The 26,229-nt window shown below is 69.1% G+C and carries 17 protein-coding genes; 12 read left to right on the forward strand and 5 right to left on the reverse strand.

What is annotated here, in order from left to right; genetic code table 11:
• The first annotated feature begins 50 nt into the window (after window positions 1–50).
• On the forward strand, window positions 51–917 hold the full coding sequence (locus AWB89_RS03920; RefSeq protein WP_085171714.1) for an LLM class flavin-dependent oxidoreductase: 867 nt from the start codon (window positions 51–53) through the stop codon (window positions 915–917).
• Here the strand turns inward: AWB89_RS03920 and AWB89_RS03925 are convergent.
• Window positions 880–1,599, reverse strand: a complete 720-nt coding sequence (locus tag AWB89_RS03925) for an SDR family oxidoreductase (protein ID WP_085171996.1) — start codon at window positions 1,597–1,599, stop codon at window positions 880–882. The two genes, AWB89_RS03920 and AWB89_RS03925, sit on opposite strands and share 38 nt — an antisense overlap.
• 5 nt (window positions 1,600–1,604) lie before the next feature.
• Window positions 1,605–2,438 (reverse strand): FadR/GntR family transcriptional regulator, encoded by an 834-nt coding sequence (locus tag AWB89_RS03930; RefSeq protein ID WP_085094230.1) that lies wholly within the window; start codon window positions 2,436–2,438, stop codon window positions 1,605–1,607.
• Window positions 2,439–2,497: 59 nt separating this feature from the next.
• Between AWB89_RS03930 and AWB89_RS03935 the strand changes: the two genes are divergently transcribed.
• Window positions 2,498–4,882, forward strand: coding sequence for a CaiB/BaiF CoA-transferase family protein (locus AWB89_RS03935; protein ID WP_085171716.1), 2,385 nt, complete (start codon window positions 2,498–2,500; stop codon window positions 4,880–4,882).
• Between the two features lie 14 nt (window positions 4,883–4,896).
• A complete protein-coding gene (locus tag AWB89_RS03940; protein ID WP_085094234.1) occupies window positions 4,897–5,088 on the forward strand; it encodes a ferredoxin in 192 nt (63 codons plus the stop codon).
• 58 nt (window positions 5,089–5,146) lie between these two features.
• Here AWB89_RS03940 and AWB89_RS03945 read toward each other — a convergent pair whose 3' ends face one another.
• Window positions 5,147–6,385 (reverse strand): cytochrome P450, encoded by a 1,239-nt coding sequence (locus tag AWB89_RS03945; protein WP_085094236.1) that lies wholly within the window; start codon window positions 6,383–6,385, stop codon window positions 5,147–5,149.
• Window positions 6,386–6,478: 93 nt separating this feature from the next.
• Here AWB89_RS03945 and AWB89_RS03950 point away from each other — a divergent pair, with 93 nt between their 5' ends.
• The 5 genes from AWB89_RS03950 (at window position 6,479) to AWB89_RS03970 (ending at window position 10,641) form a co-directional block, all read left to right on the forward strand.
• Window positions 6,479–7,606 carry a Rieske 2Fe-2S domain-containing protein gene (locus AWB89_RS03950; protein ID WP_174627806.1) on the forward strand — a complete coding sequence of 376 codons (1,128 nt, stop codon included), beginning with the start codon at window positions 6,479–6,481 and terminating at the stop codon, window positions 7,604–7,606.
• A complete protein-coding gene (locus tag AWB89_RS03955; protein WP_085171720.1) occupies window positions 7,606–9,171 on the forward strand; it encodes an AMP-binding protein in 1,566 nt (521 codons plus the stop codon). The genes AWB89_RS03950 and AWB89_RS03955 overlap by 1 nt, the downstream gene beginning before the upstream one ends.
• A gap of 63 nt (window positions 9,172–9,234) precedes the next feature.
• Entirely contained in the window at window positions 9,235–9,660 is a 426-nt protein-coding gene (locus AWB89_RS03960) for a nuclear transport factor 2 family protein (protein ID WP_085094242.1), read from the forward strand.
• Between the two features lie 70 nt (window positions 9,661–9,730).
• Complete coding sequence (locus AWB89_RS03965) at window positions 9,731–10,204, forward strand: FAS1-like dehydratase domain-containing protein (RefSeq protein ID WP_170929060.1); 474 nt, start codon at window positions 9,731–9,733, stop codon at window positions 10,202–10,204.
• Complete coding sequence (locus tag AWB89_RS03970; protein ID WP_085171722.1) at window positions 10,201–10,641, forward strand: MaoC family dehydratase; 441 nt, start codon at window positions 10,201–10,203, stop codon at window positions 10,639–10,641. Before AWB89_RS03965 ends, AWB89_RS03970 begins: the two co-directional genes overlap by 4 nt.
• A 9-nt stretch (window positions 10,642–10,650) precedes the next feature.
• Here the strand turns inward: AWB89_RS03970 and AWB89_RS03975 are convergent, their stop codons facing one another.
• A complete protein-coding gene (locus AWB89_RS03975) occupies window positions 10,651–12,117 on the reverse strand; it encodes an aldehyde dehydrogenase (RefSeq protein ID WP_085171724.1) in 1,467 nt (488 codons plus the stop codon).
• Window positions 12,118–12,192: 75 nt separating this feature from the next.
• On the opposite strand from AWB89_RS03975, the gene AWB89_RS27465 reads away from it, so the two are divergent.
• Complete coding sequence (locus tag AWB89_RS27465) at window positions 12,193–13,539, forward strand: secreted hydrolase (protein WP_085171726.1); 1,347 nt, start codon at window positions 12,193–12,195, stop codon at window positions 13,537–13,539.
• 59 nt (window positions 13,540–13,598) lie between these two features.
• On the opposite strand, the gene AWB89_RS03985 is transcribed toward AWB89_RS27465, so the two are convergent.
• The gene (locus AWB89_RS03985) at window positions 13,599–14,753 is read right to left on the reverse strand and encodes an aromatic ring-hydroxylating oxygenase subunit alpha (protein WP_085171728.1); all 1,155 of its coding nucleotides are present in this window, start codon (window positions 14,751–14,753) and stop codon (window positions 13,599–13,601) included.
• A gap of 40 nt (window positions 14,754–14,793) precedes the next feature.
• Between AWB89_RS03985 and AWB89_RS03990 the strand changes: the two genes are divergently transcribed.
• The 3 genes from AWB89_RS03990 (at window position 14,794) to AWB89_RS04000 (ending at window position 26,170) form a co-directional block, all read left to right on the forward strand.
• Complete coding sequence (locus tag AWB89_RS03990; protein ID WP_085171730.1) at window positions 14,794–15,666, forward strand: MerR family transcriptional regulator; 873 nt, start codon at window positions 14,794–14,796, stop codon at window positions 15,664–15,666.
• 58 nt (window positions 15,667–15,724) lie between these two features.
• Window positions 15,725–16,444, forward strand: a complete 720-nt coding sequence (locus tag AWB89_RS03995) for a DUF1906 domain-containing protein (RefSeq protein WP_085171732.1) — start codon at window positions 15,725–15,727, stop codon at window positions 16,442–16,444.
• Window positions 16,445–16,936: 492 nt separating this feature from the next.
• Window positions 16,937–26,170: a type I polyketide synthase gene (locus tag AWB89_RS04000; RefSeq protein WP_085171734.1), complete on the forward strand. Its 9,234-nt coding sequence runs from the start codon at window positions 16,937–16,939 to the stop codon at window positions 26,168–26,170.
• Window positions 26,171–26,229: the final 59 nt, after the last annotated feature.

A 26,229-nucleotide genomic window follows, 5' to 3' on the forward strand; every position in this document is an offset into this window, starting at 1 on the left:
AAATAGTAAACTAGCGGCTTTGTTGCAATCGACGCGAGCATAGGTGGCCCATGGTGGAGTGGTATCTGTTCCTGCCGCAGGTGCGGCTGTCCGCGGCCGACATCGCGGCGCGGGCCCGCCACGCCGAGGCCAGCGGTTTCGACGGGGTCGCGTTCATCGATCACCTGGAGGCACCGGGACTGGCCGACGAAAACATTTGGGAGGCAATGGGCATCGCCACCTGGGTCGCGGCCAAGACGGAGCGGCTACGGATCGGCCACCTGGTGCTCTGCGACGCCTTCCGGCATCCCGCCGTGCTCGCCAAACAGGCCGTCACCCTCTCGGATGCGTCGGAGGGCAGGTTCGAGCTCGGCCTCGGCGCGGGGTCCTGGCCCGCGGAGTTCACCAGATTCGATGTGGGCCAGCAGGATCCGAAGGCCAGGGTCGCCCAGCTCGGGCGGCACCTCGAGCTGATCAGGCAGTACTGGGGCGACGACGAGGGCAAGCCCGCGCAGGCCCCGCGCAGGAGCCATCCCATACCGCTGGTCCTGGGCGGCACCGGGCCCCGGATGATGGAACTCGTTCGCAGATACGCGGATTGGTGGAATGTGCCGGCCAACCACCTGGACAAGCTGCCCACGCTGGCCCCCGCTGCCGGAACGGCCCGGGTGTCGGTCCAGCAGATGGTCGGATTTGTCCGGACAGGCAGCGATCCGGACAAGGTGCGCGAGGTGAGCAACCGGCGGTTCGGCAACCTGGGTTCGGGGCTGGTCTGCGGGGATGCGGGCGAGCTGATCGGGCACTTCACCGCCCTGGCCGACCAGGGCGTCGAGCGGTTTTACGTGTGGTTCTCCGATTTCGCCGTCCCGGAGTCGCTGCACGAGTTCGGCGAATCGGTGATCAAGGCGTTTGCTGGCGCCGGCGCCGCGCTTCCGTAGGCACCACCGGCGGCCGGGCGTACGGTCCGCGCTGCACCGCCGACAGCCGGATCTCCGGCAGGTCGACGGACGGGTCGACCGTGTCGAGCCAGGCGACCGCCTCGGCGACATCGGACACCTGGATCGCGTACATCTCGAACGGAACGTCCTGCAGCATCTCGGTTTCCACCGGGCCGGGCGTCACGATGTGCACGGCGATGCCGTCGCGGTCGACCTCGAGCGCCAGGGCGCGGGCGAACGCGTTCATGCCCGCCTTCGACGCGGAGTAGGCCGTCCGCGCCATCATCGGCTCGTGCGCCGCCGACGACGAGATGAACACGAACCGCGAGCCCGCGCGCATCAGGGGCAGCGCGGCGGCGGTCACCACGAAACACGAATCCAGGTTGGCCGAGAGGATGGTCCGCCATTGCTCGAACGTCTGCTTGCGCGCGTACGTCCCGCCCAGCGTGCCCGCCGCGTGCACGACCAGATCGAGCCGCTCCAAAGCGCTTATGGCGGAGGAGAACCCGTCCGGGTCGGACGCGTCGGCCACGATGTGGCGCGCGCCGAGCTCCTCGGCGGCCGCGCGCAGCGGGGCTTCGCGGCGCGCCGCGAGCACCACGTCGTAACCGAGCTCGCCCAGCTTGCGCCCGCATCCCTTACCGATCCCACCGCTGCCGCCGGTGACTAATGCGGTGCGCATCAACGTCAGGGGCGCCGGATGTCCCGCGGGCGGGATCCCGACCGTGAAAGAGCCTGCGGCGAAAGCGCATAGATGCGTTGGTCGGGCCGGCCGGACAGCACGTAGGTCTGGGTGTCGGCGAGATGGCGACCCGCCATGCGGCGGGCGCGGTCGACATCACCTTCCGCGATGGTTTCGGTCAGCTTGACGTGGGTGTTGAGCACCGCGCGGCGCTGGGCCAGCGAGGGGTAGGTGCCTCGCGCGGAGCTCTCGTCCGCCCACTGCTGTTCGTGGCTGGTCCACAGCGTCTCGAGGCTGCCGACGACGGCGATGATGGTGTGGTTCCCGCAGCCACGAACGATGAGATCGTGGAATTGGCGGCCGATTTCGGTGAACAGGCGACCGTCTTCGAGATGCTCGGCCATGGCGTCGTTGACCCGCTTGAGCTCCGGCACCAACGTGTCCGCGCGGTCGGGCCGCTGGGCCGCCAGCGCGGCGCACGCCGGCTCGAGTTCCCGCAACGCCGTGCCCAGGTCGGCGACCTCGACGGACTCGCTCTGCAGCAACAGGCCCAGCATGTAGGCCGCGCTGGTCTTGGCGGGCGCGTGCACCACGGCGCCGCCGCGGTTGCCCCGCCGGACCGAGACGAGCCCCTCGGTTTCCAGGATTCGCAGCGCCTCACGCAGGGAGACCAGGCTGACGTTGAACTGCTCGACGAGCACCTCCTGGCGCGGCAGGAGATCGCCGTCGGCGAGTTCGCCGTCGATGATCTGGCGGCGCAACTCGTCGGCTACGATTTCGGCGATCCGCGGCGCCGACAGTCGGCGCCGGGCGTCGGGACCAATTCCCAGGGCGGTCATCCAATCCTCGCGTGCTCGTCTGGCTTAGCTATTTTAGCAGTAATGGTATAAATAGCCGGGTGAGGCGCGAGCCCGGCAGCCGGCCGACACCGCTGGACGAATTGCGTGTCGTGGAGATCAGCGACCGGATCGCCGGAAGTTACTGCGGGAAGCTGCTGGTCGATGCCGGGGCGCAGGTGCGCAAAATCGGTCCGCCGCAAGGGGATTGGCTGCGCCGGTACTCGGCCACGTGTTCGCCGGTGCCCGACGGGGAGAGCGCGCCGTTCTTCGGCTATCTCAACGCCGGCAAGCGCAGCCTGACCGTCGCCGCGGATTCCGAACGGTGGCGGGCCGAACTGGCCGCCGCCGACGTCGTGGTCGTCACCGCGGGCCGGTCGCGCGCGGCGGCGCTGGGCATCGATCCGCAGCGGCTGCTGGCGGATTCCCCGCGGTCGATCGTCGTCACGATCTCCGACTTCGGTTGGACCGGACCCTATGCCGACCGCGCCGCCAGCGAGTTCACCCTGCAAGCGTGGGCCGGGTCGCCGGGCTTTCGCGGCGATCCGGCGGGGCCCCCGATCGCGATCGGCGGCGACCTGGGGGAGTACATGGGCGGCGTGTACGCGGCATTCGGCGCCCTGGCGGTGCGCCGCCGCGTCGAGCGCGGCGGGCCCGGCGAGCACCTCGACCTGTCCATGCTCGAGGCGATGACCGCGATGCAGAGCAGCGAATGGCTGCATTCGCAGCTGCTGCGCGTCCCGCCGATCCGTCGCACCCTCGAAGTGCCGTCCATCGAGGCGGCCAAGGACGGCTACGTCGGGATCACGATGGTCACCGGCCAGCAGTGGCTCGACTTCTGCGCGATGGTCGAGTGCCCGCAGCTCGAGGAGATCGAACAGCTTCGTTTCCAGATCGGCCGGTGGGCCTACCGCGACCTGATCCGCGAACAGATCGGCCCGTGGCTGGCCGAGCGGACCGTCGAGGAGATCGTCGAGCTCGGCCAGCTGTTCCGGCTGCCGATCGCGGCGCTGGGCAACGGCTCCACGATCCGCGATCTCGAATACGTCAAGCAGCGAAACGTCTTCGCGCGCAACCCCGCCGGATTCCACCAGCCCCGCCCGCCGTGGCTGATGTCGGCGTGCGACCCCGCGCCGCTGCGCGCCGCCCCCGCGGCCGGTGAGGCCGACGACGAACCGCCCTGGGAGGCAAGCGCATCCGAGCCCGACCCGGCGCGGCGCGGGTTGCCGCTCGAGGGTGTGCGCATCGTCGACCTGACCGCCTTCTGGGCCGGTCCCGCCGCGACCCACCTGCTGGCCGCGTTCGGCGCCGACGTCATCAAGGTGGAGTCGATCCAGCGGCCCGACGGCATCCGCTACTCGGGCGGGATGCGCACCGATGTGGACGACTGGTGGGAGTACGGCTGGGTCTTCCACGCGATGAACACCAACAAGCGTTCCGTCACACTGGATTTGGGCTCCGAGGAGGGTCGTCGGCTCTTCAAGCAGTTGGTGGCCGGCGCCGACGTCGTGATCGAGAACTTCTCGCCGCGGGTGATGGATCAGTTCGGGCTCACCGCCGACGTGCTGCTGAAGGTCAACCCGAAACTGGTCGTCGCGCGGATGCCGGCGTTCGGCCTGGACGGTCCGTGGCGGGACCGCGTCGGATTCGCGCCGACCATGGAGCAGATCGCCGGTCTGGCCTGGGTGACCGGGCTGCCCGAGTCCCCGCCGGTGACGCCGCGCGGCGCCTGCGACCCGCTGGCCGGCGTGCACGCCGCCTTCGCCGTGCTGGCCGCGCTGAGCTTCGCCGAACGCACCGGTTCAGGCCAGCAGGTCGAGCTCCCGATGCTGGAGACGGTGCTCAACGCCACGGCGATACAGGCGATCGAAGCCGAGGTGTTCGGGGTGACGCTGGGCCGGCGCGGCAATCGGGGTCACGGCCGGTCGATCCAGAACCTCTACCGGTGCGCCGGCGACGACGACTGGATCGCGGTCACCGTGCGCGACGACCGGCAATGGCGGGCGCTGGTCGAGGTGATGGGCGCCCCCGCCTGGTGCGACGAGGGCCTGGCCACCGTCGCCGGGCGGTGCGAGCGCGCCGACGACGTCGATCGCCGGCTGTGCGATTGGTTCGCCGGGCAGCCGCTGGAGGCGACGGTGGAGCGCCTGGCCGAGGCGGGGGTTCCCGCTGCGCCCGCGGTGTCCCCGTCGCTGGTCACCGAGAACCCCCAACTGCGCGAACGCGGCTTCCTCGAGACGCTGGACCACCCGAGCACCGGTGCGGGCCTCTATCCCTGCCCGCCGTTCGCCAAGCTCGCCGGGCAGGACCGGTGGCTGCTGCGCCCGCCGCCGAGGCTGGGCGAGCACAATGGGGAGGTACTGCGGGATCGGTGCGGGCTGACCGACGAAGACCTGGTGAAGCTGGCAAGCAGCAAAGTGATCGGGACCCGCCCGAAGGGCCTGTGAGGAGGACGTGTCTGATGCGCGTGACGGTCGACGAGAACCTGTGTGAGGCCAACGGCTTCTGCGAATCGCTCGCCCCGGAGGTATTCGAACTGGGCGACGAGGACGTGGTGCAGATCGCGGACGGCCCGGTGCCGGCGCGGCTGGAGATCGACGTGCGCGCGGCGGTCGACCAGTGCCCCAAGGCCGCGCTGCGGCTGATCGACTGAGCTAGCCCGACGACGGCGAGCGCCGGGACGGCGCGAGTAAGAAGTCGGGCAATCTGAGCTAGCGTCGCTCGTTCAGCGTTATCGCCATCTCGTCGTAGATCGACATGTTGGTGAGCAGGTTCGGGTAAGCCACGGTGGCGGGCCCGAGGGTGATGTCGTCGCAGCGCAGCAACAGTTCGTCGAACACCGCGCGGAGTTCCGCGCGCGCCAGCATCGCGCCCAGGCAGTGATGCGGTCCGCCGCCGCCGAAAGCGACCTGTGGGTTGGGCTGCCGCCCGATGTCGAAGGTGAACGGCGAGGAGAACACCTCCTCGTCGCGGTTCGCCGAGCGCAGCATGGAGACCACCCGCTCGCCCTTCGCGATGTGCTGGCCGTCCATCTCGACGTCGACCTTCGCGGTGCGCGTCCAGTAGGCGACCGGGGACGCCCAGCGCAACACCTCCTCGATGGCGCTCGCGCGCAGCGCTTCGTGTTCGCGGTATCGCTCGATCTGGTCCGGGTTTTCGACGAATGCCTGCGCCCCGATCGCCAGCGCGTTCTTGGTGGTGTCGCTGCCGGCGAACGTCAGCACGAAGAAGAAGAACTCCAATTCGTTAGGGGGCAGGCTGAATTGCTCGCCGTCGTCGCCGGTGATGACCGCGGTCGCCAGGGTGCTCCAGATGTCGTCGGTCGGGTTGCGCCGCTTCTCCGCGGTGAGCTCCATCGCGTAGGAGAAGATGGTGGCGTACAGATCCGTGAAGTCCTTCTGGCTCAGCCGCACCCCGGGCGAATTGGCCTTCAGAATGCGGTCCAGGGAATCGAAGATCCGCGGCCGGTCGTCCTCCGGTATGCCGATGATGTCGCCGATGACCGTCATCGGCAGGGCGTCGGCGACGTCCTCGATCCAGTCGCCGCGGCCCCGATCGAGCAGCCGGTCGATCATCCCCGCGGCGCGCGCCCGGATGCCGTCCTCGAGTTTGCCGATGGCGCGCGGGTTGAACGCGCCGGAGATGAGCTTGCGGCGCTTGTTCAGCGCCGGCGGATCCATGTTGATGATGGTCGGATACGACGAAAACATCCCGGCCGGCTGGATGGTCGGCCCGTCGACCGCGGTGAACGACTCGACGTCGCGGTGCAGCCGGACGGCGTGCCGGTGCTTGGTGGCCACCCAGAAGTCGCGGTGCACCGTCTCGGCCACCCCCGGCGTCAGGTCGTGGCGGAACAGCGGGCTGCTGCGGCGCAGCTCGGTGAACAGTTCGTCGGGAAAACCGTTGCGCCACAGCGCGAAATCGGAAAAGTCCACCGCCGCAGCCGTCATCTGAAACCCCGCTTCCCGGACGTGCTGAGCACGCGTTGACGTTCAATGCTTAAGATAGTAAAAATAGACGTAATCGTCGAACTTGGAGCGCTCGTGACGGACACAATTTCAGACTCGGCCTCGGATCCGGCCGCAGATCCCTCGGAACGCGAGTTCGGGCAGGCCGGCATCGCGCTGTCGACCTACCGGTTTCCGACGGGTTGGTTCATCGTCTCGTTCTCCTCCGACCTGGCCGCCGGCCAGGTCAAGCGCGCGCACTACTTCGGCGAGGAGTTGGTGCTCTTCCGCACCGAGTCCGGCCAGGTGCACGTGATGGAGGCCTACTGCCAGCACCTCGGCGCCAACCTGGGCGTCGGCGGCACCGTGGAGGGCGAGAACATCGTCTGCCCGTGGCACGGCTGGCGATGGCGCGGAGACGGGACCAATGCCCTGATCCCCTACAGCAAGATCGGCTGCAAGAACAACGTCCGGATCCGCACCTACCCGAGCATGGAGTGGTATGGGTTCATCCTGGCCTGGCACGAGCGGCACGGCCGGGCACCGTACTGGCAGCCGCCGGTGCTGCCCGAGCTGGAGACCAACGAGTACTACCCGCTGCACCCGCACACCCAGATGCTCAACCGGGTCAAGGTGCACCCGCAGATGATCATCGAGAACGCCGCCGACCCGTACCACGTTCAATACGTGCACAAGGCCGCCAACCCCGCCACCACATCGTCGTTCGAGGTGTCCGGCTACCACCTGCACGCCACCGTCAACGCGCATTTCGGGGGCGGCCGCGCATCGACGTGGCTGACCCCGAACGGGCCGGTCGACGCCAAGATCATCTACGACAACTACTCGCTGGGCCTCGGGCTGGTGCGCTTCCCGAGCGAGCTGGTGGCCACCGTCCAGGTGACGGGGCAGACACCCGTCGACGAGGACTACACCGACTACTTCTACACGCAGGCTTCCATTCGCGAGCCCGGCGACACCGGCGACGTGCCCACCGGCCGCGCCGCCAAGTTCCTGGCCCTACAGCAAGAGGTCATCAAACAGGACTTCTTCACCTGGGAGAACATGAAATACCTCGAGAAGCCGAACCTGGCCCCCGAAGAGGCGCACGACTACGCCGCACTTCGCCGCTGGGCGCACCGCTTCTACCCGGGCGAGCGGCCGTCGCCGTCGGACTTCGGCTACACCGCCGACGGCGCGCCCGACCCGGCGGCCGCGAAAGCCTGATGCCGGGACCCGCCGACTTCGGGGTCGACAGCTTCACCGTGCCGGCCGTGCTGGACCGGCGGGCCGAGCAGTATCCCGACCGGGTGATGATGTCGATCGCCGGCGTGGACGTGACGTTCGAGCAGATGCGGCGCCGGTCCCGGGCGGCGGCGCACATGCTGGCCGGTCTGGGCGTCGGCCGGGGCGACTGCGTGGCGTTGTTCACCGCCACCTGCCCGGAATGGGTCTACTTCTGGCTCGGCGCCGCGCGCATCGGCGCGGTGAGCGCGGCGGTGAATGCGGCCAACAAGGGCGAGTTTCTGCTGCACACGTTGCGGCTGTCGCGGGCCAAGGTGATTTTCACCGATGCCGAGCGGCGCTCTCGCGTCGACGAGGTGGTCGAGCAGCTCGATACGGTGACCGGCGTTGTGGTCCAGGACGATTCGCTGACCGCCACGTTGCACCTCGACGCCGACGTTCCGCTGACCGACAGCCCGGTCGAGGCGACGGACGTGGGGGTGCTGTTCTACACGTCGGGCACCACCGGGCCGTCGAAAGCCGTTGCCACGACCTGGCATTACCTGTTCTGTGTGGCCGCCACCGCCGCGTCGGCCTGGGAATTCGGCCCGGGGGAGACGCTGTGGACGGCGATGCCGCTGTTTCACCTCAGCGCGGCGCCCAGCGTGCTGGCCCCGATGCTGGTCGGCGGAACGACCGTGCTGGCCAAGGCCTTTCATCCCGGCGAGGTCTGGGACGACATCCGCGCCCGCGGCGCCGTCGGCTTCGCCGGCGCGGGAGCGATGGTGTCGATGCTGCAGAACCTGCCCGCGGACCCGCGCGACGCGCAGCTGCCGCTGCGATTCATCTCGGCCGCACCCATCGACGCGAAGTCCTACCCCGAGATCGAAAAGCGTTACGGGTGCCGCATCGTCACGATGTACGGAATGACCGAAGCGTTTCCGATCGCCGTCAAAGGCGTGTCCGACGAGGGCGTGCCCGGGACGTCGGGGCGGCCGAACCCCGACTTCGACGTGCGCATCGTCGACGAGCGCGGCGATCCCGTGCCGCCCGGCGCCGTGGGCGAGATCGTCTGCCGGCCCAGGCGCCCGCACGTGATGAGCGAAGGCTACGTCAGCCAGGGTTCGCGGGTGGACCCGCACCCGGCGTGGTTTCGCACCGGCGATTTGGGCCGACTCGATGCCGAACAGAATTTGACATATGTGGACCGCATCAAAGACTCGCTACGGCGGCGGGGGGAAAATGTTTCCTCCGTCGAAGTGGAGGCCGTGGTCCTGGGCCACCCCGCGGTGGCCGAAGCCGCGGCGGTCGGTGTCCCCAGCGAGTTGGGCGAAGACGACATCCTCTTGTTCGTGACGTTGCGCCCTGGCGCCACACTGGATTGCGCGGAGCTGCTCGACTTCTGCGCCGCCAGGATGCCGTACTTCTGTGTGCCACGATTTGTCGAGACCGTCAATGAACTTCCGAAGAACGTCATTGGACGAATACGTAAAGATTTGTTGCGAAGTCGTGGCGTAAATGAGGCCACGTGGGATCGCGAAGAACATGGTTATATCGTCAGTCGCTAAGTTAAGTTAGTGTTACATGAGGCAATTTTCGCGTCATTTTCCGACACAGGCTGGAGAGCCACGATGACCCTGACCTATCAGCAAGAGCAGTTCCTCCACGCCGTGACGGGGCGCGCTGCCATCCTGGACCTGAGCGCCCGGCACAACCGGGCCTACTCCGACGGCGACCGCGATCGCTGGATCGCCACCTTCCGCCATTCCGGCGCCAGCTACACCCGCGACGGCGATCTGTTCACCGATCTGCGCGCGGCCTTCGACGGCGGCGACGGGCAGCGGCTGGTCACCGTCGACCACGAGATCCACATCGACGGCGTCAACGCCAGCATGCGTTGCGTCGCGGTGCTGTTCGCCGCGATGTATGGCGACACCACGCTCCGGGCCACCGGGACCTTCCGGGACACCCTGATCTACGAGCGGGGCGGCTGGTACTTCACTTCCCGTGTGCTGGCATGGGATTCGGTGCCGAGCCGGCACCCGCTCGTCATGTGAGCGATACCGCTACGTGGATCCGGACCTCAGCTACCAGCTGGCCTTCGGCAGCTATGACGACGCGCTGCGCATGGTCGGCGCGAAGAGTGAACCGCGCACGGCGGCGACCCCGGTCAGTGGCGCGCGCATCCAACTGTTCGCGGCGATGGTCCACGACGGGAATCGCTCGTATTGGGACGCCGAGTTCGCCCGGCAGAGGTGGGGAGGGCTGCTCGCCCCGCCGGCCCTGCTGATGGGCTGGCTGATACCGCCGCCGTGGGAGCCGGCCGGCAGGCCCCCGGTGGCGTCGGTGGTGCTGCGGGTGCCGTTGCCGGGCACCACGTTCATCAACGCGGCGAATGAGGTCGAATTTCTGCAGCCCATCGTCGAGGGGGATCTGCTGACGGTCGTTGAGGAACTGGTGTCGGTGTCGCCGGAAAAGCGGACGCGGCTGGGCGTCGGCCATTTCGTCGAGACGCTGGAGACCTATCGGCGTCAGGACGGCGACGTGGTGGCCACCTGCCGAAATACGTTGTTCCGCTTCACGCCTGGGGCGCCGTCGTGATCGAGCAGGACTGGAACGCGATAGACGTCCCCGTCGACCTGCCCGAGGTCGTCGACCACATCAGCTACCAGCGGGTCGTGGAAAACGCGGGTGCGACCTGGGACTACTTCCCCGGCCATTTCGATCCCGGCTACGCCCAAAGCCAGGGCAACCCGACGATTTACGTCAACACCATGCACCTCGCCGGATTCGCCGACCGGGTCGCGACCGACTGGGCGGGCCCGAGCAGTCGCGTGGTGCGCCGTTCGATGCGGCTGGCCGGGTCGATCTACGCCGGGGACACCATGATCGGACGGGGGCGGGCGGTGGCCAAGCGGCGCGACACCTCGGTGGACCCGCCGCGCTGCCTGGTCGACTTCGAAATCCAGGTGACCAATCAGCACGGGGTCCTGTGCTGCCCGGTGGAGCTCACCCTGCAGATGCCCGAAAGTGGTTGATACTGGCGGCTATAGCGGCGGCAACTTCCCCTTGCACACCAGCGTCTGAAGCTCGACGTACTCGTGCAGGCCCTCCGGGCCGAACTCGCGCCCGATGCCCGACTGCTTGAAGCCGCCGAACGGCGCGCCGATGTCGAGCGTGTACATGTTGATGCCGTAGGTGCCGGTGCGGACGCCGGCCGCGATCTCCAGGCCGTGCGCGATGTCGGAGGTCCACACCGAACCGGCCAGGCCGTAGTCGCTCTCGTTGGCGATCCGGATCGCGTCCGCCTCGTCGCGGTAGCGCAGCACGGTCAGGACCGGGCCAAAGATCTCCTCGCGGGCGATGCGCATGTCGTTAGTGGCGTCGGCGAACAGCGTCGGTTGCACGTACCAACCGCGCTCCGATGGGCTGTTGTCACCGCCGAGGACGACGCGGGCGCCCTCGCTGCGGCCGGACTTGATGTACTCCTGGACCCGGCGCTGTTGCCGTTGGGCCACAAGGGGTCCGATGTCGGTCGCCTCGTCGGCCGGGTCGCCGACGTTCAGCGCCGACATCATGTCCGCCAGTGCGTCGACGACCTCGTCGTGGCGGCGATCGCTGACCAGGATCCGGGTCTGGGCGACACACGCCTGGCCGTTGTTCATCAGGCCGGCCGTTTTCAGCCCGGCCGCCGTCTTGGCGATGTCGGCGTCGTCGAGAATGATCGCCGCCGACTTGCCGCCCAGCTCGAGGCTGTAGCGCTTCAGCTGCTCGCCGCACAGCGTGGCGATGCGGCGCCCCACCGCGCTGGACCCGGTGAACGCGATCTTGTCGACGCCCGGATGGCGCACCAACGCCTCACCCACGTCGGTGCCGCCGGGCAGCACGGACACCACGCCTTCGGGCAGGTCGAGCTGCTCGATCATCTCCGCCAACCACAAAGCGTCCAACGGAGTTTCGGGCGCGGGTTTGACGATGACCGTGCAGCCGGCGATCAGCGCCGGGATCAGCTTGGGCATGATCAGGAACTGCGGCACGTTCCACGGCACGATCGCGCCGACCACCCCGACCGGGGCCCTGCTCAGGTGCACCTCGCCGAGGACGCCCTGGCGCCGTTCGGTCCACGGGAAGTCGCGGGCGGCGGCCAGCGCGAGGTGGATCAGCGACGCCGCGGCCGCGCCCTGGCCGAGCCGGCTGAAACTGCGCGGCGACCCCATCTCGTCGGTGATCAGGTCGGCCATCTCGTCCATGTGGCCGCCGTAGATCGCGGCGAGCTGTTCCACCTTGGCCATTCGCTCGGCATGCGTCATCCGCGGCCAGGGGCCGTGGTCGAACGCGTGCCGCGCGGCGGCGACGGCGGCGTCGACGTCCTCGGGCCCGGCCGCCTGCACGTGACCGACGGGTTCTTCGGAGTGCGGGGAGATCACCGCGAGCTGCTGCGGATTGGCCGGCTTGCGCCACTGCCCCCCGATGAAGAGCTCGTCGTAGGAGCGATGGGCGGAATTTTCTGTCATCGGGCACTTCCTCGGGGCCGCGACCGTGATTTCGCTATTGACGCTAACATAGCGAAAAAAGCAGCGAGGCCTGATATGACCAGCGATTGGCGCAGTTACCCGTTCCAGTTGGTACCCGGGGATTCCCAACTGGATTTCCCCGCGGCCGAGGGCGAACATCCCGACCAGGAATCGGACACCTGGTTCCTCGCCGGCCGGCTCGACGCGACCGACAGCGACCGGTCATTCGCCTTCCTGACCATCTTCAACAAGAACCGGCCGGGTGGCACGGTGGTCGCGGACTTCTACACGATGGCGCTGTTCGATCTGGACACCGGCGACTACGGCACCTATACGGACTACGACATGCCGCCGGCCAACATGGAACCGGGAGCCCGGCGCAAGCTCGACATGGCGTCGGGCCATCTTGACATCAGCTACCACAGCGGCGCGGGCACCGCGTCGTGGACCACCTGCCTGGACGCCGAGGGGAAGCTGCTGCCTTTCACCTATCGGGTCAGCCTCGTCGGCGAGGACCACTCCGGCCGTCGCATGCGGCTGGACCTGGCCGTAACCCCAACGCGCGCACCGACACCGGTGGGCGCCGGGACCTACAACGGGAAGATCGTCTGCTTCGGCCAAAGCGAGACGTACTCGTATTTCCAGACCGGCCTGACGATGACCGGGACTCTGCGCTGGGGGGACGTGGTCGAGCAGGTTTACGGCGGCGGCGGTCACGTCGACCGGCAGTGGTTCCCGAAGTACGCCGGCGGCGGGGGATCCGGCGGCGACCCGCGGGCCAGGTCGCACGAGTGGCGCACCATCAACTTCGACAACGGCGTGGACTTGAGCATCTGGCGCCAGTTCGACCGGACGAACGGCAATGCGCTGCAGCCTTTTACCGGAGTGACGACGAGCCATCCCGACCCGGCGATACCGCCGCAGTGCGCCGAGGACGTCGAGGTCACGATCAGCAGCTACGTCCGCTGGCCGGAGACGATGCGACCGCTGGTGCGGCCGGTGGCCCCGGCCCGCTACATGCCCGACCGCCACCGGATCACCTGCGCCACATTACAGTTGGACATCGTGGGCGAGCCGATGGTGCCGGCCCCGGCGCACGGCCTGCCGATCGAATACATGGAGGGCCCCTACCGCTACCACGGAACGCTTTGGGGCAAAGCGGTTTCCGGGTTCGCGTTCAACGAGCGCTCGCTGGCGCTCTACCGGGACTGGGAGCTGGTCGAGGTGCTGGCCACCACCGTCGCGAACGTCGAACCACCCGCACCCGACCTACAGGCGGCGGTGGATGAAGTGGTGCCGCTGGTGGCGGCCGGGCGTCGCGGCGAGGCGGCTTCGTTGCTGGCCGGGGTGGGGCGGGTCGAAAACGCCGCGCTGGCAACCCTTCTCGAGGACCTTATCACCGTCCTGTCGGCGGCCGATTGAAGCAATGGCTCACCGAGACTGAAAATTCGCAGGCGTCTACCCGCACTTTTGCTGCGAATTTACAGGCTCGGCGCGGCTGAGCCCGCCAGCGCCTCAGCCCAGCTGATGTGGCGATGCTGCAGCCCCGGCTCGTTGCGGCCGAACATCAGCCGATCGCGGGCGCCCGACTCCAGATTGGCCTGCAGGCCTTCCACCAGCCGGTAGTCCTCGTCGCGGACCGTCGCATGCGCGTACTCGAAGACGGCCTGAGCGCTGGCGGCCACCGATTCGTCCGAGAGGTCCAGCGGGGTGGAGTTCTGGTGCACGGTGACCGACCTGCCCGGCACATCGCCGGGGTAGACCCGGAAAAGCTCGCCGTTGGCGATGGTCACCGATAACACGATGTTGGGGAACAGCGCGTAGATCACGACCATGTTGTGCAACGGGTCCCACCGCTCCTCGGGAACGCCGTCGAGTTCGAGGATCGTGTTGAGCGGGAAGATCAACCGGTGGTGCGGCCCGAACGAGTCGAATACCGTGCAGTTGCTGCGCGCGATGGTGGCAAACGTCTGCCGGTGCACGGTGGCGAAATGGTAGTTCTCCGAGAAGGTGTCGATCGCCAGCTTCCAGTTGATCGGGCAGTCGAGCACCTTCTCGCCCAGCGGAGACCACCGCCCGATGCCCCACGAGTCCAGCTCGTCGGCCAGCGGTCCCAGGTGCGCGGCGACGTCCAGGCGCGCGCCGGGATCCAATGCGACCCAAAGGAACCCCGCATATTCTGCGGCGGGCAGCTCGGTCAAACCGTCGGACTTGACGGCGATTTCCGGAAACCCCTCATGTCCCGGAAGTGCCACCAAGCGCCCGTTGTTGTCGTACGTCCACGCGTGGTAGGGGCAGGTGAATCGCTTCGCCTTGCCACAACCCGTGACCACCCGCGACTGGCGGTGCAGGCACACGTTTTCGAACGCCTTCACCGACCCCTCGGTTGTGCGGGTCAGCAGGATCGATCGGCCCAGCACCGTCTTGGTGCAGTAGGAGCCCGGACCGGGCAGCTCCGAAACGTAGCCGACCAGTTGGGGACTGGCCATCAGCATCGCCCGGTCCCGGTCGTGGCGCTCGATCGACGTGTAATCGGCCGCGTCGACGAGATGCACGCCCGGCGCGAGATCGGTCGCCTTGTCGCGGGCCAGCTTCAAGGCGCGCCGCGTCAGGTCGATGAGCTGATCGCGATCCATTCGACCAGTAGAGACCTTACGACGGTTGTAAGGTCAAGCCGTGGCTGAGCAGTTGCTCATCGGCGACGTCACGGCCCTGACCGGGATCGCGTCGGGCCGCATCCGCCACTACGACAAAATCGGCCTGCTGCGCGCCGAGTATCTGAGCAACGGCTATCGGGTCTTCGACGTCGATCAGGTGCTCGAGCTGTTGCGCATCGACCTGATGAGAAGCCTCGGCATCGGCATCAACGACATCCAGCGGCTGCTCGACGGGGGCCAGACCACCCTGGCCGAGCTGCTGGACGAGCACCGCACCCTGCTGGTGCGCGAGCGCGACCGGCTGGATCAGCTGATCGCCGCCATCGATGCGGCCACCGATACCGGCGCCGCCGACGTCGACGAGCACCTGTTGCGGGCGCTGGCGACCAGGCATCGCGACAGCATCGGCGTCATCGGCAGGCTCACCGCCCCGCTCTCGGCGCCCGTCACCGCGATGTACGCCGACCTGTTCGACGAATGGGAGCTGCCGGTTCCCGCACTGTTCGGGCAGATGGCGCTGCCGCCGGCGGCCAGCACGCTGCTGGAGCGACTCGCCGAAACGCCGGGTCACCAAGTGTTCTTCGACCGACTGCGCAAACTCGCCGGCGATGTCGTTGCGCTGGACGAGCGCGAGTCGGCCGCAACCGAACTCGCGCAAAGCTGGATCGACCAGCAGCTGGCCGACCCGCTGCCCGACGACGTGGTGGCCGTGCTGCGCGAGGTGCAACCCCTGTTGACGCACGACCCGGTGATCGTGCAGGGCTTTCGGGCCTGGGCCGGGTCGATCAGCCCGGCGGCCGCCCGTTTTCTCGACGAGATCGCGATGCAGACCGCACGCCGCGGCCTGCAGGCGGTCAGCGTCATCGTGCTGCCCACCGATGCGCCAACGTGATGCATGTGACCGCTGTTGCTCATGTGTCATTTGTTGTTTGTGTCGTACCCTGTGGCATGTGTCGGTCTCGCGCCGTGACGTGCTCAAATTCGCGGCCGCGACGCCAGCTCTGGTAGGGCTGGGCGTCGGGGCGGCCTCGCTGCGCGCCGCGCCGGCATCGGCGTTGCTCGGCACCCTGTTGGACTACGCGGCCGGAGTCATCCCGGCCAGCCAGATCAGGGCCGCCGGGGCCGTCGGATCGATCCGGTACGTCTCCGACCGCCGGCCCGGCGGCAACTGGATGCTCGGTAAGCCGATTCAGGTTTCCGAGGCCCGCGACCTGAGCAGCAACGGGCTCAAGATCGTTTCCTGTTACCAGTACGGCAAGGGCAGCACCGCCGACTGGCTGGGCGGCGCCGGCGCCGGGCTGCAGCACGCGCAGCGAGGCATGCAACTGCACGCCGCTGCCGGCGGTCCGGCGAACGCCCCGATCTACGCGTCAATCGATGACGACCCGTCCTACGAGCAGTACAAGCAGCAGGTCGTTCCCTACCTGCGGTCCTGGGAGTCGGTGATCGGGCACCAGCGCACCGGCGTGTACGCCAACTCGAAGACCATCGATTGGGCGCTGCAGGACGGCCTGGGTTCATACTTCTGGCAGCACAACTGGGGCTCGCCGAAGGGGTTCACCCATCCCGCCGCGAGCCTGCACCAGGTGGAGATCGACAAGCGCAGCGTCGCCGGGGTCGGGGTGGACGTCAACGAAATCCTCAAGCCCCAATTCGGACAGTGGGCGTAGGGGCTCGCCGCGGCCCGCGTCCAGCAAACACTCGTTCGCTCATTTTCGGGCGCCGCGGACGCCGGCAGCGCGACTGACGCGGCGCCAGCGGCGCCTAAGCGACCCGATTTTTTTAACATAACGATTACATAACAATCGTGCCTTGAACAGCGCAGTTATAGCTACTCGACCGTAACCACCTGCATGCAGCAGGTTTGTTCGCGGCGCCCGCGCGGCCGCTTCAACGGGGTGTTACCCAGGACACGGTTACTCGTGCGTAGAACTCACCAGTAACCGATCAACATGCAAAAAGGGCACTGATCCTTATGACACTCTTAGTACAGCCGGTGCCGTCCGACCGCCCCGATGGGGCGCCGCCGACGACACACCGGCCAGCCGTCCTCCGGCTGTGATTCGACGCGGAATCGACTGAAACCGACCAGGCCCGCACCTCCGGGGTCGACCGGCCGAACCGACCGAGACGTAAAGACGCATACAGGGGAGATACAGAAGGTGACGATCCACGAGCACGACCGGGTGTCCGCCGACCGCGACGGGGCAGGCCCGCACAACACCGATGCTCTGGTCGACCGCCTGACGGCCGGCGAGGCGTACGCCATCGCGTTCGGCGGCCAGGGCAGCGCCTGGCTGGAGACCCTCGAGGAGCTGGTGTCGTCGGCGGGGATCGAAACCGACCTGGCCACGTTGGTCGGCGAGGTGGAGCTGCTGCTCGAGCCGGTGGCAAAAGAACTGGTCGTGGTGCGCCCGATCGGCTTCGAACCGCTGACCTGGGTGCGCGCGCTGGCCGCCGAGGATCCCGTCCCGTCGGACAAGCACCTCACGTCGGCCGCGGTGTCGATTCCCGGCGTGCTGCTCACCCAGATCGCCGCCGCCCGGGCCCTGTCCCGGCAGGGCATGGACTGGTCGGCGACGCCGCCGGTGGCCGTCGTCGGGCACTCGCAGGGCGTGTTGGCCGTCGAGGCGTTCCGGGCCGCGGGCGCCCGCGACGTCGAACTGCTGGCGCTGGCGCAGCTCATCGGGGCCGCGGGGACCCTGGTGGCCCGCCGGCGCGGGATCTCCGTGCTGGGCGACCGCCCGCCGATGGTGTCGGTGACCAACGCCGACCCGGATCGGATTCGCCGGCTGCTCGACGAGTTCGCCCAGGACGTGCGCACCGTGCTGCCCCCGGTGCTGTCCATCCGCAACGGCCGGCGGTCGGTGGTCATCACCGGCACCCCCGAGCAGCTCTCGCGCTTCGAGCTGTACTGCCAGCAGATCTCCGAGAAGGAGGAGGCCGACCGCAAGAACAAGGTCCGCGGCGGCGACGTCTTCGCGCCGGTCTTCGACCCGGTGCGCGTGGAGGTGGGCTTCCACACCCCGCGGCTGGCCGACGGCATCGACATCGTCGCCGGCTGGGCCGAGAAGGTCGGCCTCGACGTCGAGCTGGCCCGGAAGCTGACCGAGGCCATCCTGGTCGACGGCGTCGACTGGGTCGACGAGATCACGCGCGTTCACTCCGCCGGCGCGCGCTGGATCCTCGATCTGGGGCCCGGCGACATCCTGACCCGGCTGACCGCGCCGGTGATCCGCGGGCTCGGCATCGGCATCGTGCCCGCGGCGACCCGCGGCGGTCAGCGCAACCTCTTCACCGTCGGCGCCGTCCCCGAGGTCGCGCGGGCCTGGTCGACCTACGCCCCCACCGTGGTGTCGCTGCCCGACGGCCGGGTCAAGCTCTCGACGAAGTTCACCCGCCTGACCGGGCGGTCGCCGATCCTGCTCGCGGGCATGACGCCCACCACCGTCGACGCGAAGATCGTCGCCGCCGCGGCCAACGCCGGCCACTGGGCCGAGCTCGCCGGCGGCGGGCAGGTCACCGAGGAGATCTTCGCAGCCCGCATCGAGGAGCTCTCGACGCTGCTCGAGCCCGGGCGCACCTACCAGTTCAACGCGCTGTTCCTCGACCCCTACCTGTGGAAGCTCCAGGTCGGCGGCAAGCGGCTGGTGCAGAAGGCGCGCCAGTCCGGCGCGGCGATCGACGGCCTGGTGATCAGCGCCGGCATCCCCGACCTCGAGGAGGCCGTCGAGCTGATCGACGAGCTCAACGAGGTGGGCATCAGCCACGTGGTGTTCAAGCCCGGCACCGTCGAGCAGATCCGCTCGGTCATCCGCATCGCCACCGAGGTGCCGACCAAGCCGGTGATCATGCACATCGAGGGCGGGCGGGCCGGCGGCCACCACTCCTGGGAAGACCTCGACGACCTGCTGCTGGCGACCTACTCGGAGTTGCGCTCGCGTCCCAACATCACCGTGTGCGTCGGCGGCGGCATCGGCACCCCCGAACGCGCCGCCGAGTACCTGTCCGGGCGCTGGGCCGAGTCGTACGGCTTCCCGCTGATGCCGATCGACGGCATCCTGGTCGGCACCGCGGCGATGGCGACGCTGGAGTCCACCACCTCGCCGTCGGTCAAGCGGATGCTGGTCGAAACCAACGGCACCGACCAATGGATCAGCGCCGGAAAAGCCCAGGGCGGCATGGCTTCCAGCCGTAGCCAGCTGGGTGCGGACATCCACGAGATCGACAACAGCGCCTCCCGGTGCGGCCGGCTGCTCGACGAGGTCGCCGGCGACGCCGACGCGGTCGCCGAGCGCCGCGACGAAATCATCGCGGCGATGGCCAGCACCGCCAAGCCGTACTTCGGCGACGTGGCCGAGATGACCTACCTGCAGTGGCTGCGGCGCTACGTCGAACTGACCATCGGCGAAGGCAATTCGACCGCCGACACCGCCGCGCCGGGCAGCCCCTGGCTGGCCGACACGTGGCGCGACCGCTTCCAGCAGATGCTGCAACGGGCCGAAGCTCGTTTGCACGCTAAGGATTTCGGGCCGATCGAGACACGGTTCGACGATGCGGCCCTGCTGGAGAACCCCGACGAGGCGATCGCGACGCTGCTGTCGCACTACCCCGACGCCGAGTCGGTGCAGCTGCACCCGGCCGACGTTCCGTTCTTCGTCACGCTGTGCAAGACGCTGGGCAAGCCGGTCAACTTCGTGCCGGTCATCGACAAGGACGTGCGGCGCTGGTGGCGCAGCGATTCGCTGTGGCAGGCCCACGACGCCCGTTACGACGCCGACCAGGTCTGCATCATCCCGGGCACGGCCGCGGTGGCCGGCATCACCCGGATGGACGAGCCCGTCGGCGAGCTGCTGGACCGCTTCGAGCAGGCCGCCATCGACGACGTGCTGTCCTCCAACGGCCAGCCGCGGCCCGTCACGTCGCGCCGGGTGGGCCGCGCGGACGTCGCCGGACCGCTGGCCGTGGTGCTCGACGCGCCAGACGTGCAGTGGGCCGGACGCACCACCACCAACCCCGTGCATCGCATCGCCGACCCGGCCGACTGGCTGGTGCACGACGGACCCGAAAGCCGCCGCGCCACACACTCTTCCACCGGCGCGCAGCTCACGGTCGACGGCGAGCACGTCGTCCTGAGCGTGCCACTGTCGGGCACCTGGATCGACATCCCCTTCCGCCTGCCCGCCAACACCGCCGACGGCGGCACGCCGGTGGTCTCCACCGAGGACGCCACCACCGCCATGCGCGCGGTCCTCGCGATCGCCGCGGGCGTCGACGGGCCGGACTTCTTGCCCCCGGTCTCCGAGGGGACGGCCACCGTGACGGTCGACTGGGACCCCGAGCGGGTCGCCGACCACACCGGCGTCACCGCCACCTTCGGGGAGCCGCTGGCGCCCAGCCTCACCACCGTGCCCGACGCGCTGGTCGGCCTGTGCTGGCCCGCCGTTTTCGCGGCGATCGGCTCGGCCGTCACCGACACCGGCGTCGCGGTGGTCGAGGGCCTGCTGAGCCTGGTGCACCTGGACCACGCCGCCCACGTGATCGGCAAGCTGCCGACGGTGCCGGCCCAATTGACCGTCGCCGCAACGGCTTCGCCGGCCGTCGACACCGACATGGGCCGCGTGGTGCCGGTGTCGGTGACGATCACCTCGGACGACGGCTCGGTGATCGCGACGCTCGGTGAGCGTTTCGCGATCCTCGGGCGCACCGGTACCGCCGAGCTCACCGATCCGGTGCGGGCCGGGGGCGCGGTGTCGGAGAACGCGACGGACACCCCGCGCCGCCGCCGCCGCGACGTCACGCTGGCGGCGCCGGTGGACATGCGCCCGTTCGCGGTGGTCTCCGGTGACCACAACCCCATCCACACCGATCGGGCGGCCGCGCTGCTGGCCGGCCTGGAATCGCCGATCGTGCACGGCATGTGGCTGTCGGCCGCCGCGCAGCACGCCGCGACCGCCACCGACGGTCGGGCCCGCCCGCCCGCGCGGCTGATCGGCTGGACGGCGCGATTCCTCGGCATGGTGCGCCCCGGCGACGAGGTCGACTTCCGGGTGGACCGCGTCGGAATCGACCAGGGCGCAGAGGTCTTGGAGGTCGCCGCACGCGTCGGCTCGGATCTGGTCATGTCGGCGACCGCGCGGCTGGCCGCCCCGAAGACGGTCTACGCGTTCCCCGGCCAGGGCATCCAGCACAAGGGCATGGGCATGGAGGTGCGGGCCCGGTCCAAGGCGGCCCGCAAGGTGTGGGACACCGCCGACAAGTTCACCCGCGACACGCTGGGTTTCTCGGTGCTGCACGTGGTGCGCGACAACCCGACCAGCATCATCGCCAGCGGCGTGCACTACAACCACCCCGAGGGCGTGCTCTACCTGACGCAGTTCACCCAGGTCGCGATGGCCACCGTGGCCGCGGCCCAGGTCGCCGAGATGCGCGAGCAGGGCGCCTTCGTCGAGGGCGCCATCGCCTGCGGCCACTCCGTCGGCGAGTACACCGCCCTGGCCTGCGTGACGGGCATCTACGAGCTGGAAGCCTTGCTGGAGATGGTGTTTCACCGCGGCTCGAAGATGCACGACATCGTGCCGCGCGACGAGCTGGGCCGCTCCAACTACCGCCTGGCGGCGATCCGGCCCTCGCAGATCGACCTGCCCGACGACGAGGTTCCCGCCTTCGTCGCCGGGATCGCCGAGAGCACCGGTGAGTTCCTCGAGATCGTCAACTTCAACCTGCGCGGCTCGCAGTATGCGATCGCCGGCACCGTGCGCGGTCTGGAGGCCCTGGAGGCCGAGGTCGAACGCCGCCGCGAACTCAGCGGCGGGCGGCGCTCGTTCATCCTGGTGCCGGGCATCGACGTGCCGTTCCACTCGCGGGTGCTGCGGGTCGGCGTGGCCGAATTCCGCCGCTCGCTGGAGCGGGTCATGCCGCGCGACGCCGATCCCGACCTCATCATCGGCCGCTACATCCCCAACCTGGTCCCGCGGCCGTTCACGCTGGACCGCGACTTCATCCAGGAGATAAGGGATTTGGTGCCGGCCGAGCCGCTGGACCCGATCCTGGCCGACTACGACACCTGGCGGCGCGAGCGGCCGGGTGAAATGGCGCGCACCATCTTCATCGAGCTGCTGGCGTGGCAGTTCGCCAGCCCGGTGCGCTGGATCGAAACCCAGGACCTGCTGTTCATCGAGGAGGCCGCCGGCGGCCTGGGCGTGGAGCGGTTCGTCGAGATCGGCGTCAAGTCGTCGCCGACCGTCGCCGGGCTGGCCACCAACACCCTCAAGCTGCCCGAATATGCACACAGCACAGTGGAAGTGCTCAACGCCGAGCGCGACGCCGCCGTGCTGTTCGCCACCGACACCGACCCCGAGCCGGAGCCGGAGGAAGAGGTGGTCGCCGTCGATTCCGACGCTGCCGCGTCGGACGGTGCGCCCAGCCCCAATGTCGCCCCAGCCGTCGCTCCGGCTGCCGCCGGAGCTCCGTCCGGTGCTCCGAGACCCGACGACATCGGGTTCGACGCCGCCGACGCCACGTTGGCGCTGATCGCGCTGTCGGCCAAGATGCGCATCGACCAGATCGAGGAACTCGACTCCATCGAGTCCATCACCGACGGCGCGTCGTCGCGGCGCAACCAGTTGCTGGTGGACCTCGGTTCGGAGCTGAACCTGGGCGCCATCGACGGCGCCGCCGAAGCCGACCTGGCCGGGCTGCGGTCACAGGTCACCAAGCTGGCGCGCACGTACAAGCCTTACGGCCCAGTGCTTTCCGACGCGATCAACGACCAGCTGCGCACGGTGCTCGGCCCGTCGGGTAAGCGCCCCGCGGCCATCGCGGATCGGGTCAAGAAGGCCTGGGAGCTGGGCGACGGTTGGGCCAAGCACGTCACGGTCGAGGTCGCGCTGGGCACCCGCGAGGGCACCAGCGTTCGCGGTGGCGCGCTGGGTCATCTGCACGAGGGCGCGCTGGCCGACGGCGCATCCGTCGACAAGGTCATCGACGCCGCGGTCACCGCGGTGGCCGCGCGACGCGGCATCTCGGTGGCGCTTCCGTCGGCCGGCGGTGGCGGTGGCGCGACCATCGACGCGGCCGCGCTGAGCGAGTTCACCGATCAGATCACCGGTCGCGACGGCGTGCTGGCCTCGGCGGCGCGCCTGATCCTGGGCCAGCTGGGCCACGACAATCCTGTCAGCGCGTCGCCGGCGGCCACCGATGCCGAGCTCATCGACCTGGTCACCGCCGAATTGGGCGCGGACTGGCCGCGTTTGGTGGCGCCGGTGTTCGACGCCAAGAAGGCCGTCGTGTTCGACGACCGCTGGGCCAGCGCCCGCGAGGACCTGGTGCAGCTGTGGCTGACCGACGAGGGCGACATCGACGCCGACTGGGCGCGGCTCTCCGAGCGGTTCGAGGGCACCGGGCACGTCGTCGCCACCCAGGCCACCTGGTGGCAGGGCAAGTCGCTGGCCGCCGGCCGTCAGATCCACGCGTCGCTGTACGGACGGATCGCCGCCGGCGCCGAGAACCCCAACCCGGGGCCCTACAGCGGCGAGACCGCCGTGGTGACAGGCGCTTCGAAGGGCTCGATCGCCTCGTCGGTCGTCGCGCGGTTGCTCGACGGCGGTGCCACCGTCATCGCCACCACGTCGAAGCTCGACGACGAGCGGCTGGCGTTCTATCGCGGGCTGTACCGCGACCACGCCCGCTACGGCGCCGCGCTGTGGGTGGTGGCGGCCAACATGGCGTCCTACTCCGACATCGACGCCCTGGTCGAATGGGTCGGCACCGAGCAATCCGAAAGCCTTGGGCCGCAGTCGATTCACATCAAGGACGCGCAGACGCCGACGCTGCTGTTCCCGTTCGCCGCGCCGCGCGTGGTCGGGGACCTGTCGGAGGCGGGCTCGCGCTCCGAGATGGAGATGAAGGTGCTGCTGTGGGCCGTGCAGCGGTTGATCGGCGGCCTGTCGAAGATCGGTGCCGAGCGCGACATCGCGTCGCGGCTGCACGTAGTGCTGCCCGGCTCGCCGAACCGCGGGATGTTCGGCGGCGACGGCGCCTACGGTGAGGCCAAGTCGGCGCTGGACGCGCTGGTGAGCCGCTGGCACGCCGAGTCGTCATGGGCGTCCCGGGTGAGCCTGGCCCACGCGCTGATCGGCTGGACGCGGGGCACCGGGCTGATGGGCCACAACGACGCCATCGTCGATGCCGTCGAGGAGGCGGGTGTCACCACCTACTCCACCGACGAGATGGCCGCCATGCTGCTGGCCCTGTGCGACGTGGAATCCAAGGTGGCCGCGGCGAGCAAGCCGATCGAGGCCGACCTGACCGGCGGCCTGGGCGACGCCCAGCTGGACATGGCCGAGCTGGCCGCCAAGGCGCGGGAGGAAATGTCGGCCGAGGCGGCCGCCGATGCTGACGGCCCGGCCGAGGGCACCATCGCCGCGCTGCCGTCGCCGCCCCGCGGATTCAAGCCGGCGCCACCCCCGGAGTGGGACGACCTCGACGTCGACCCGGCCGACCTGGTGGTGATCGTCGGCGGCGCCGAACTCGGCCCGTACGGTTCGTCGCGCACCCGCTTCGAGATGGAGGTCGACAACGAGCTGTCGGCCGCCGGTGTGCTCGAGCTGGCGTGGACCACCGGGTTGATCCGCTGGGAGGACGACCCCCAACCCGGTTGGTACGACACCGAATCCGGCGATCTGGTCGACGAGTCGGAGCTGATCGAGCGCTACCACGACACGGTGGTGGAGCGCTGCGGCATCCGCGAGTTCGTCGACGACGGCGCGATCGACCCCGATCACGCGTCCCCGCTGCTGGTGTCGGTGTTCCTCGAGAAGGACTTCGCGTTCGTGGTGTCGTCGGAGACCGACGCGCGCGCCTTCGCCGAGTTCGACCCGGAGCACACGATCATCCGGCCGGTGCCCGACTCGAGTGACTGGCAGGTCATCCGCAAGGCCGGCACCGAGATTCGGGTGCCGCGCAAGACGAAGCTGTCGCGGGTCGTCGGCGGCCAGGTGCCGACCGGGTTCGACCCGACGGTGTGGGGCATCAGCCCGGACATGGCGAGTTCCATTGACCGGCTTGCCGTGTGGAACATCGTGGCGACGGTCGACGCGTTCCTGTCCGCCGGCTTCAGCCCGGCCGAGGTGATGCGCTACGTCCACCCGAGCATGGTGGCCAACACGATGGGCACCGGCATGGGCGGCGGCACGTCGATGCAGACGATGTACCACGGGAACCTGTTGGGCCGGAACAAGCCGAACGACATCTTCCAGGAAGTGCTGCCTAATATCGTTGCGGCCCACGTGGTTCAGTCCTACATCGGCAGCTACGGCGCGATGATTCACCCCGTCGCCGCGTGCGCCACCGCCGCGGTGTCGGTGGAGGAGGGCGTCGACAAGATCCGGCTCGGCAAGGCCGAGATGGTGGTCGCCGGCGGGATCGACGACCTCACGCTGGAGGGCATCATCGGCTTCGGTGACATGGCGGCCACCGCCGACACCGGCATGATGCGCGGCCGGGGCATCCACGACTCCAAGTTCTCGCGGCCCAACGACCGGCGCCGGCTCGGCTTCGTCGAGGCCCAGGGTGGCGGCACCATCCTGCTGGCGCGCGGCGACCTGGCGCTCAAGATGGGGTTGCCGGTGCTGGCGGTGGTGGCCTTCGCGCAGTCGTTCGGCGACGGCGTGCACACCTCCATCCCGGCGCCGGGCCTGGGCGCGCTGGGCGCGGGCCGTGGTGGCAAGGACTCGCCGCTGGCGCGGGCGCTGGCCAAGCTCGGCGTGGGCGCCGACGACGTGGCGGTGATCTCCAAACACGACACGTCGACGCTGGCCAACGATCCCAACGAGACCGAGCTGCACGAGCGGCTGGCGGACTCGCTGGGCCGCTCCGAGGGCGCGCCGCTGTTCGTGGTGTCGCAGAAGAGCCTCACCGGCCACGCCAAGGGCGGCGCGGCAGTGTTCCAGATGATGGGCCTGTGCCAGATGCTGCGCGACGGGGTGATTCCGCCCAACCGCAGCCTGGACTGCGTCGACGACGAGCTGGCCGGGTCGGCCCACTTCGTCTGGGTCCGCGAGACGCTGCGGCTCGGCGAGAAGTTCCCGCTGAAGGCGGGGATGCTCACGAGCCTCGGGTTCGGGCACGTGTCGGGCTTGGTGGCGCTGGTGCACCCGCAGGCGTTCATCGCCGCGCTGGACGCCGATCAGCGCGTCGACTACCAGCGGCGCGCGGATGCCCGCCTCCTGGCCGGTCAGCGCAGGCTGGTTTCGGCCATCGCCGGTGGACCGCCGATGTACCAGCGGCCGCCGGACCGTCGATTCGACCACGATGCGCCGGAGAAGCGCCAGGAGGCGGCGATGCTGCTGAATCCGGCCGCCCGGCTCGGTGAAGACGAGGCTTTTGTCGGATGACTTGGCCTTATTGCCCGGCTTCTCCTCGGTCCGCCGCGCGGACCGCATCGTCGCCGGGC

This window comes from Mycobacterium paraense, assembly GCF_002101815.1.
In the GTDB taxonomy this organism is placed as follows: Bacteria; Actinomycetota; Actinomycetes; order Mycobacteriales; family Mycobacteriaceae; genus Mycobacterium; species Mycobacterium paraense.

What these genes read in the sequence shown, in the direction of transcription:
- AWB89_RS03920 (WP_085171714.1), top strand. Translation starts at nt 51, where the DNA reads ATGGTGGAGTGGTATCTGTTCCTGCCGCAGGTGCGGCTGTCCGCGGCC.
- AWB89_RS03925 (WP_085171996.1), bottom strand. Translation starts at nt 1,599, where the DNA reads ATGCGCACCGCATTAGTCACCGGCGGCAGCGGTGGGATCGGTAAGGGA.
- AWB89_RS03930 (WP_085094230.1), bottom strand. Translation starts at nt 2,438, where the DNA reads ATGACCGCCCTGGGAATTGGTCCCGACGCCCGGCGCCGACTGTCGGCG.
- AWB89_RS03940 (WP_085094234.1), top strand. Translation starts at nt 4,897, where the DNA reads ATGCGCGTGACGGTCGACGAGAACCTGTGTGAGGCCAACGGCTTCTGC.
- AWB89_RS03945 (WP_085094236.1), bottom strand. Translation starts at nt 6,385, where the DNA reads ATGACGGCTGCGGCGGTGGACTTTTCCGATTTCGCGCTGTGGCGCAAC.
- AWB89_RS03955 (WP_085171720.1), top strand. Translation starts at nt 7,606, where the DNA reads ATGCCGGGACCCGCCGACTTCGGGGTCGACAGCTTCACCGTGCCGGCC.
- AWB89_RS03960 (WP_085094242.1), top strand. Translation starts at nt 9,235, where the DNA reads ATGACCCTGACCTATCAGCAAGAGCAGTTCCTCCACGCCGTGACGGGG.
- AWB89_RS03965 (WP_170929060.1), top strand. Translation starts at nt 9,731, where the DNA reads ATGGTCGGCGCGAAGAGTGAACCGCGCACGGCGGCGACCCCGGTCAGT.
- AWB89_RS03975 (WP_085171724.1), bottom strand. Translation starts at nt 12,117, where the DNA reads ATGACAGAAAATTCCGCCCATCGCTCCTACGACGAGCTCTTCATCGGG.
- AWB89_RS27465 (WP_085171726.1), top strand. Translation starts at nt 12,193, where the DNA reads ATGACCAGCGATTGGCGCAGTTACCCGTTCCAGTTGGTACCCGGGGAT.
- AWB89_RS03985 (WP_085171728.1), bottom strand. Translation starts at nt 14,753, where the DNA reads ATGGATCGCGATCAGCTCATCGACCTGACGCGGCGCGCCTTGAAGCTG.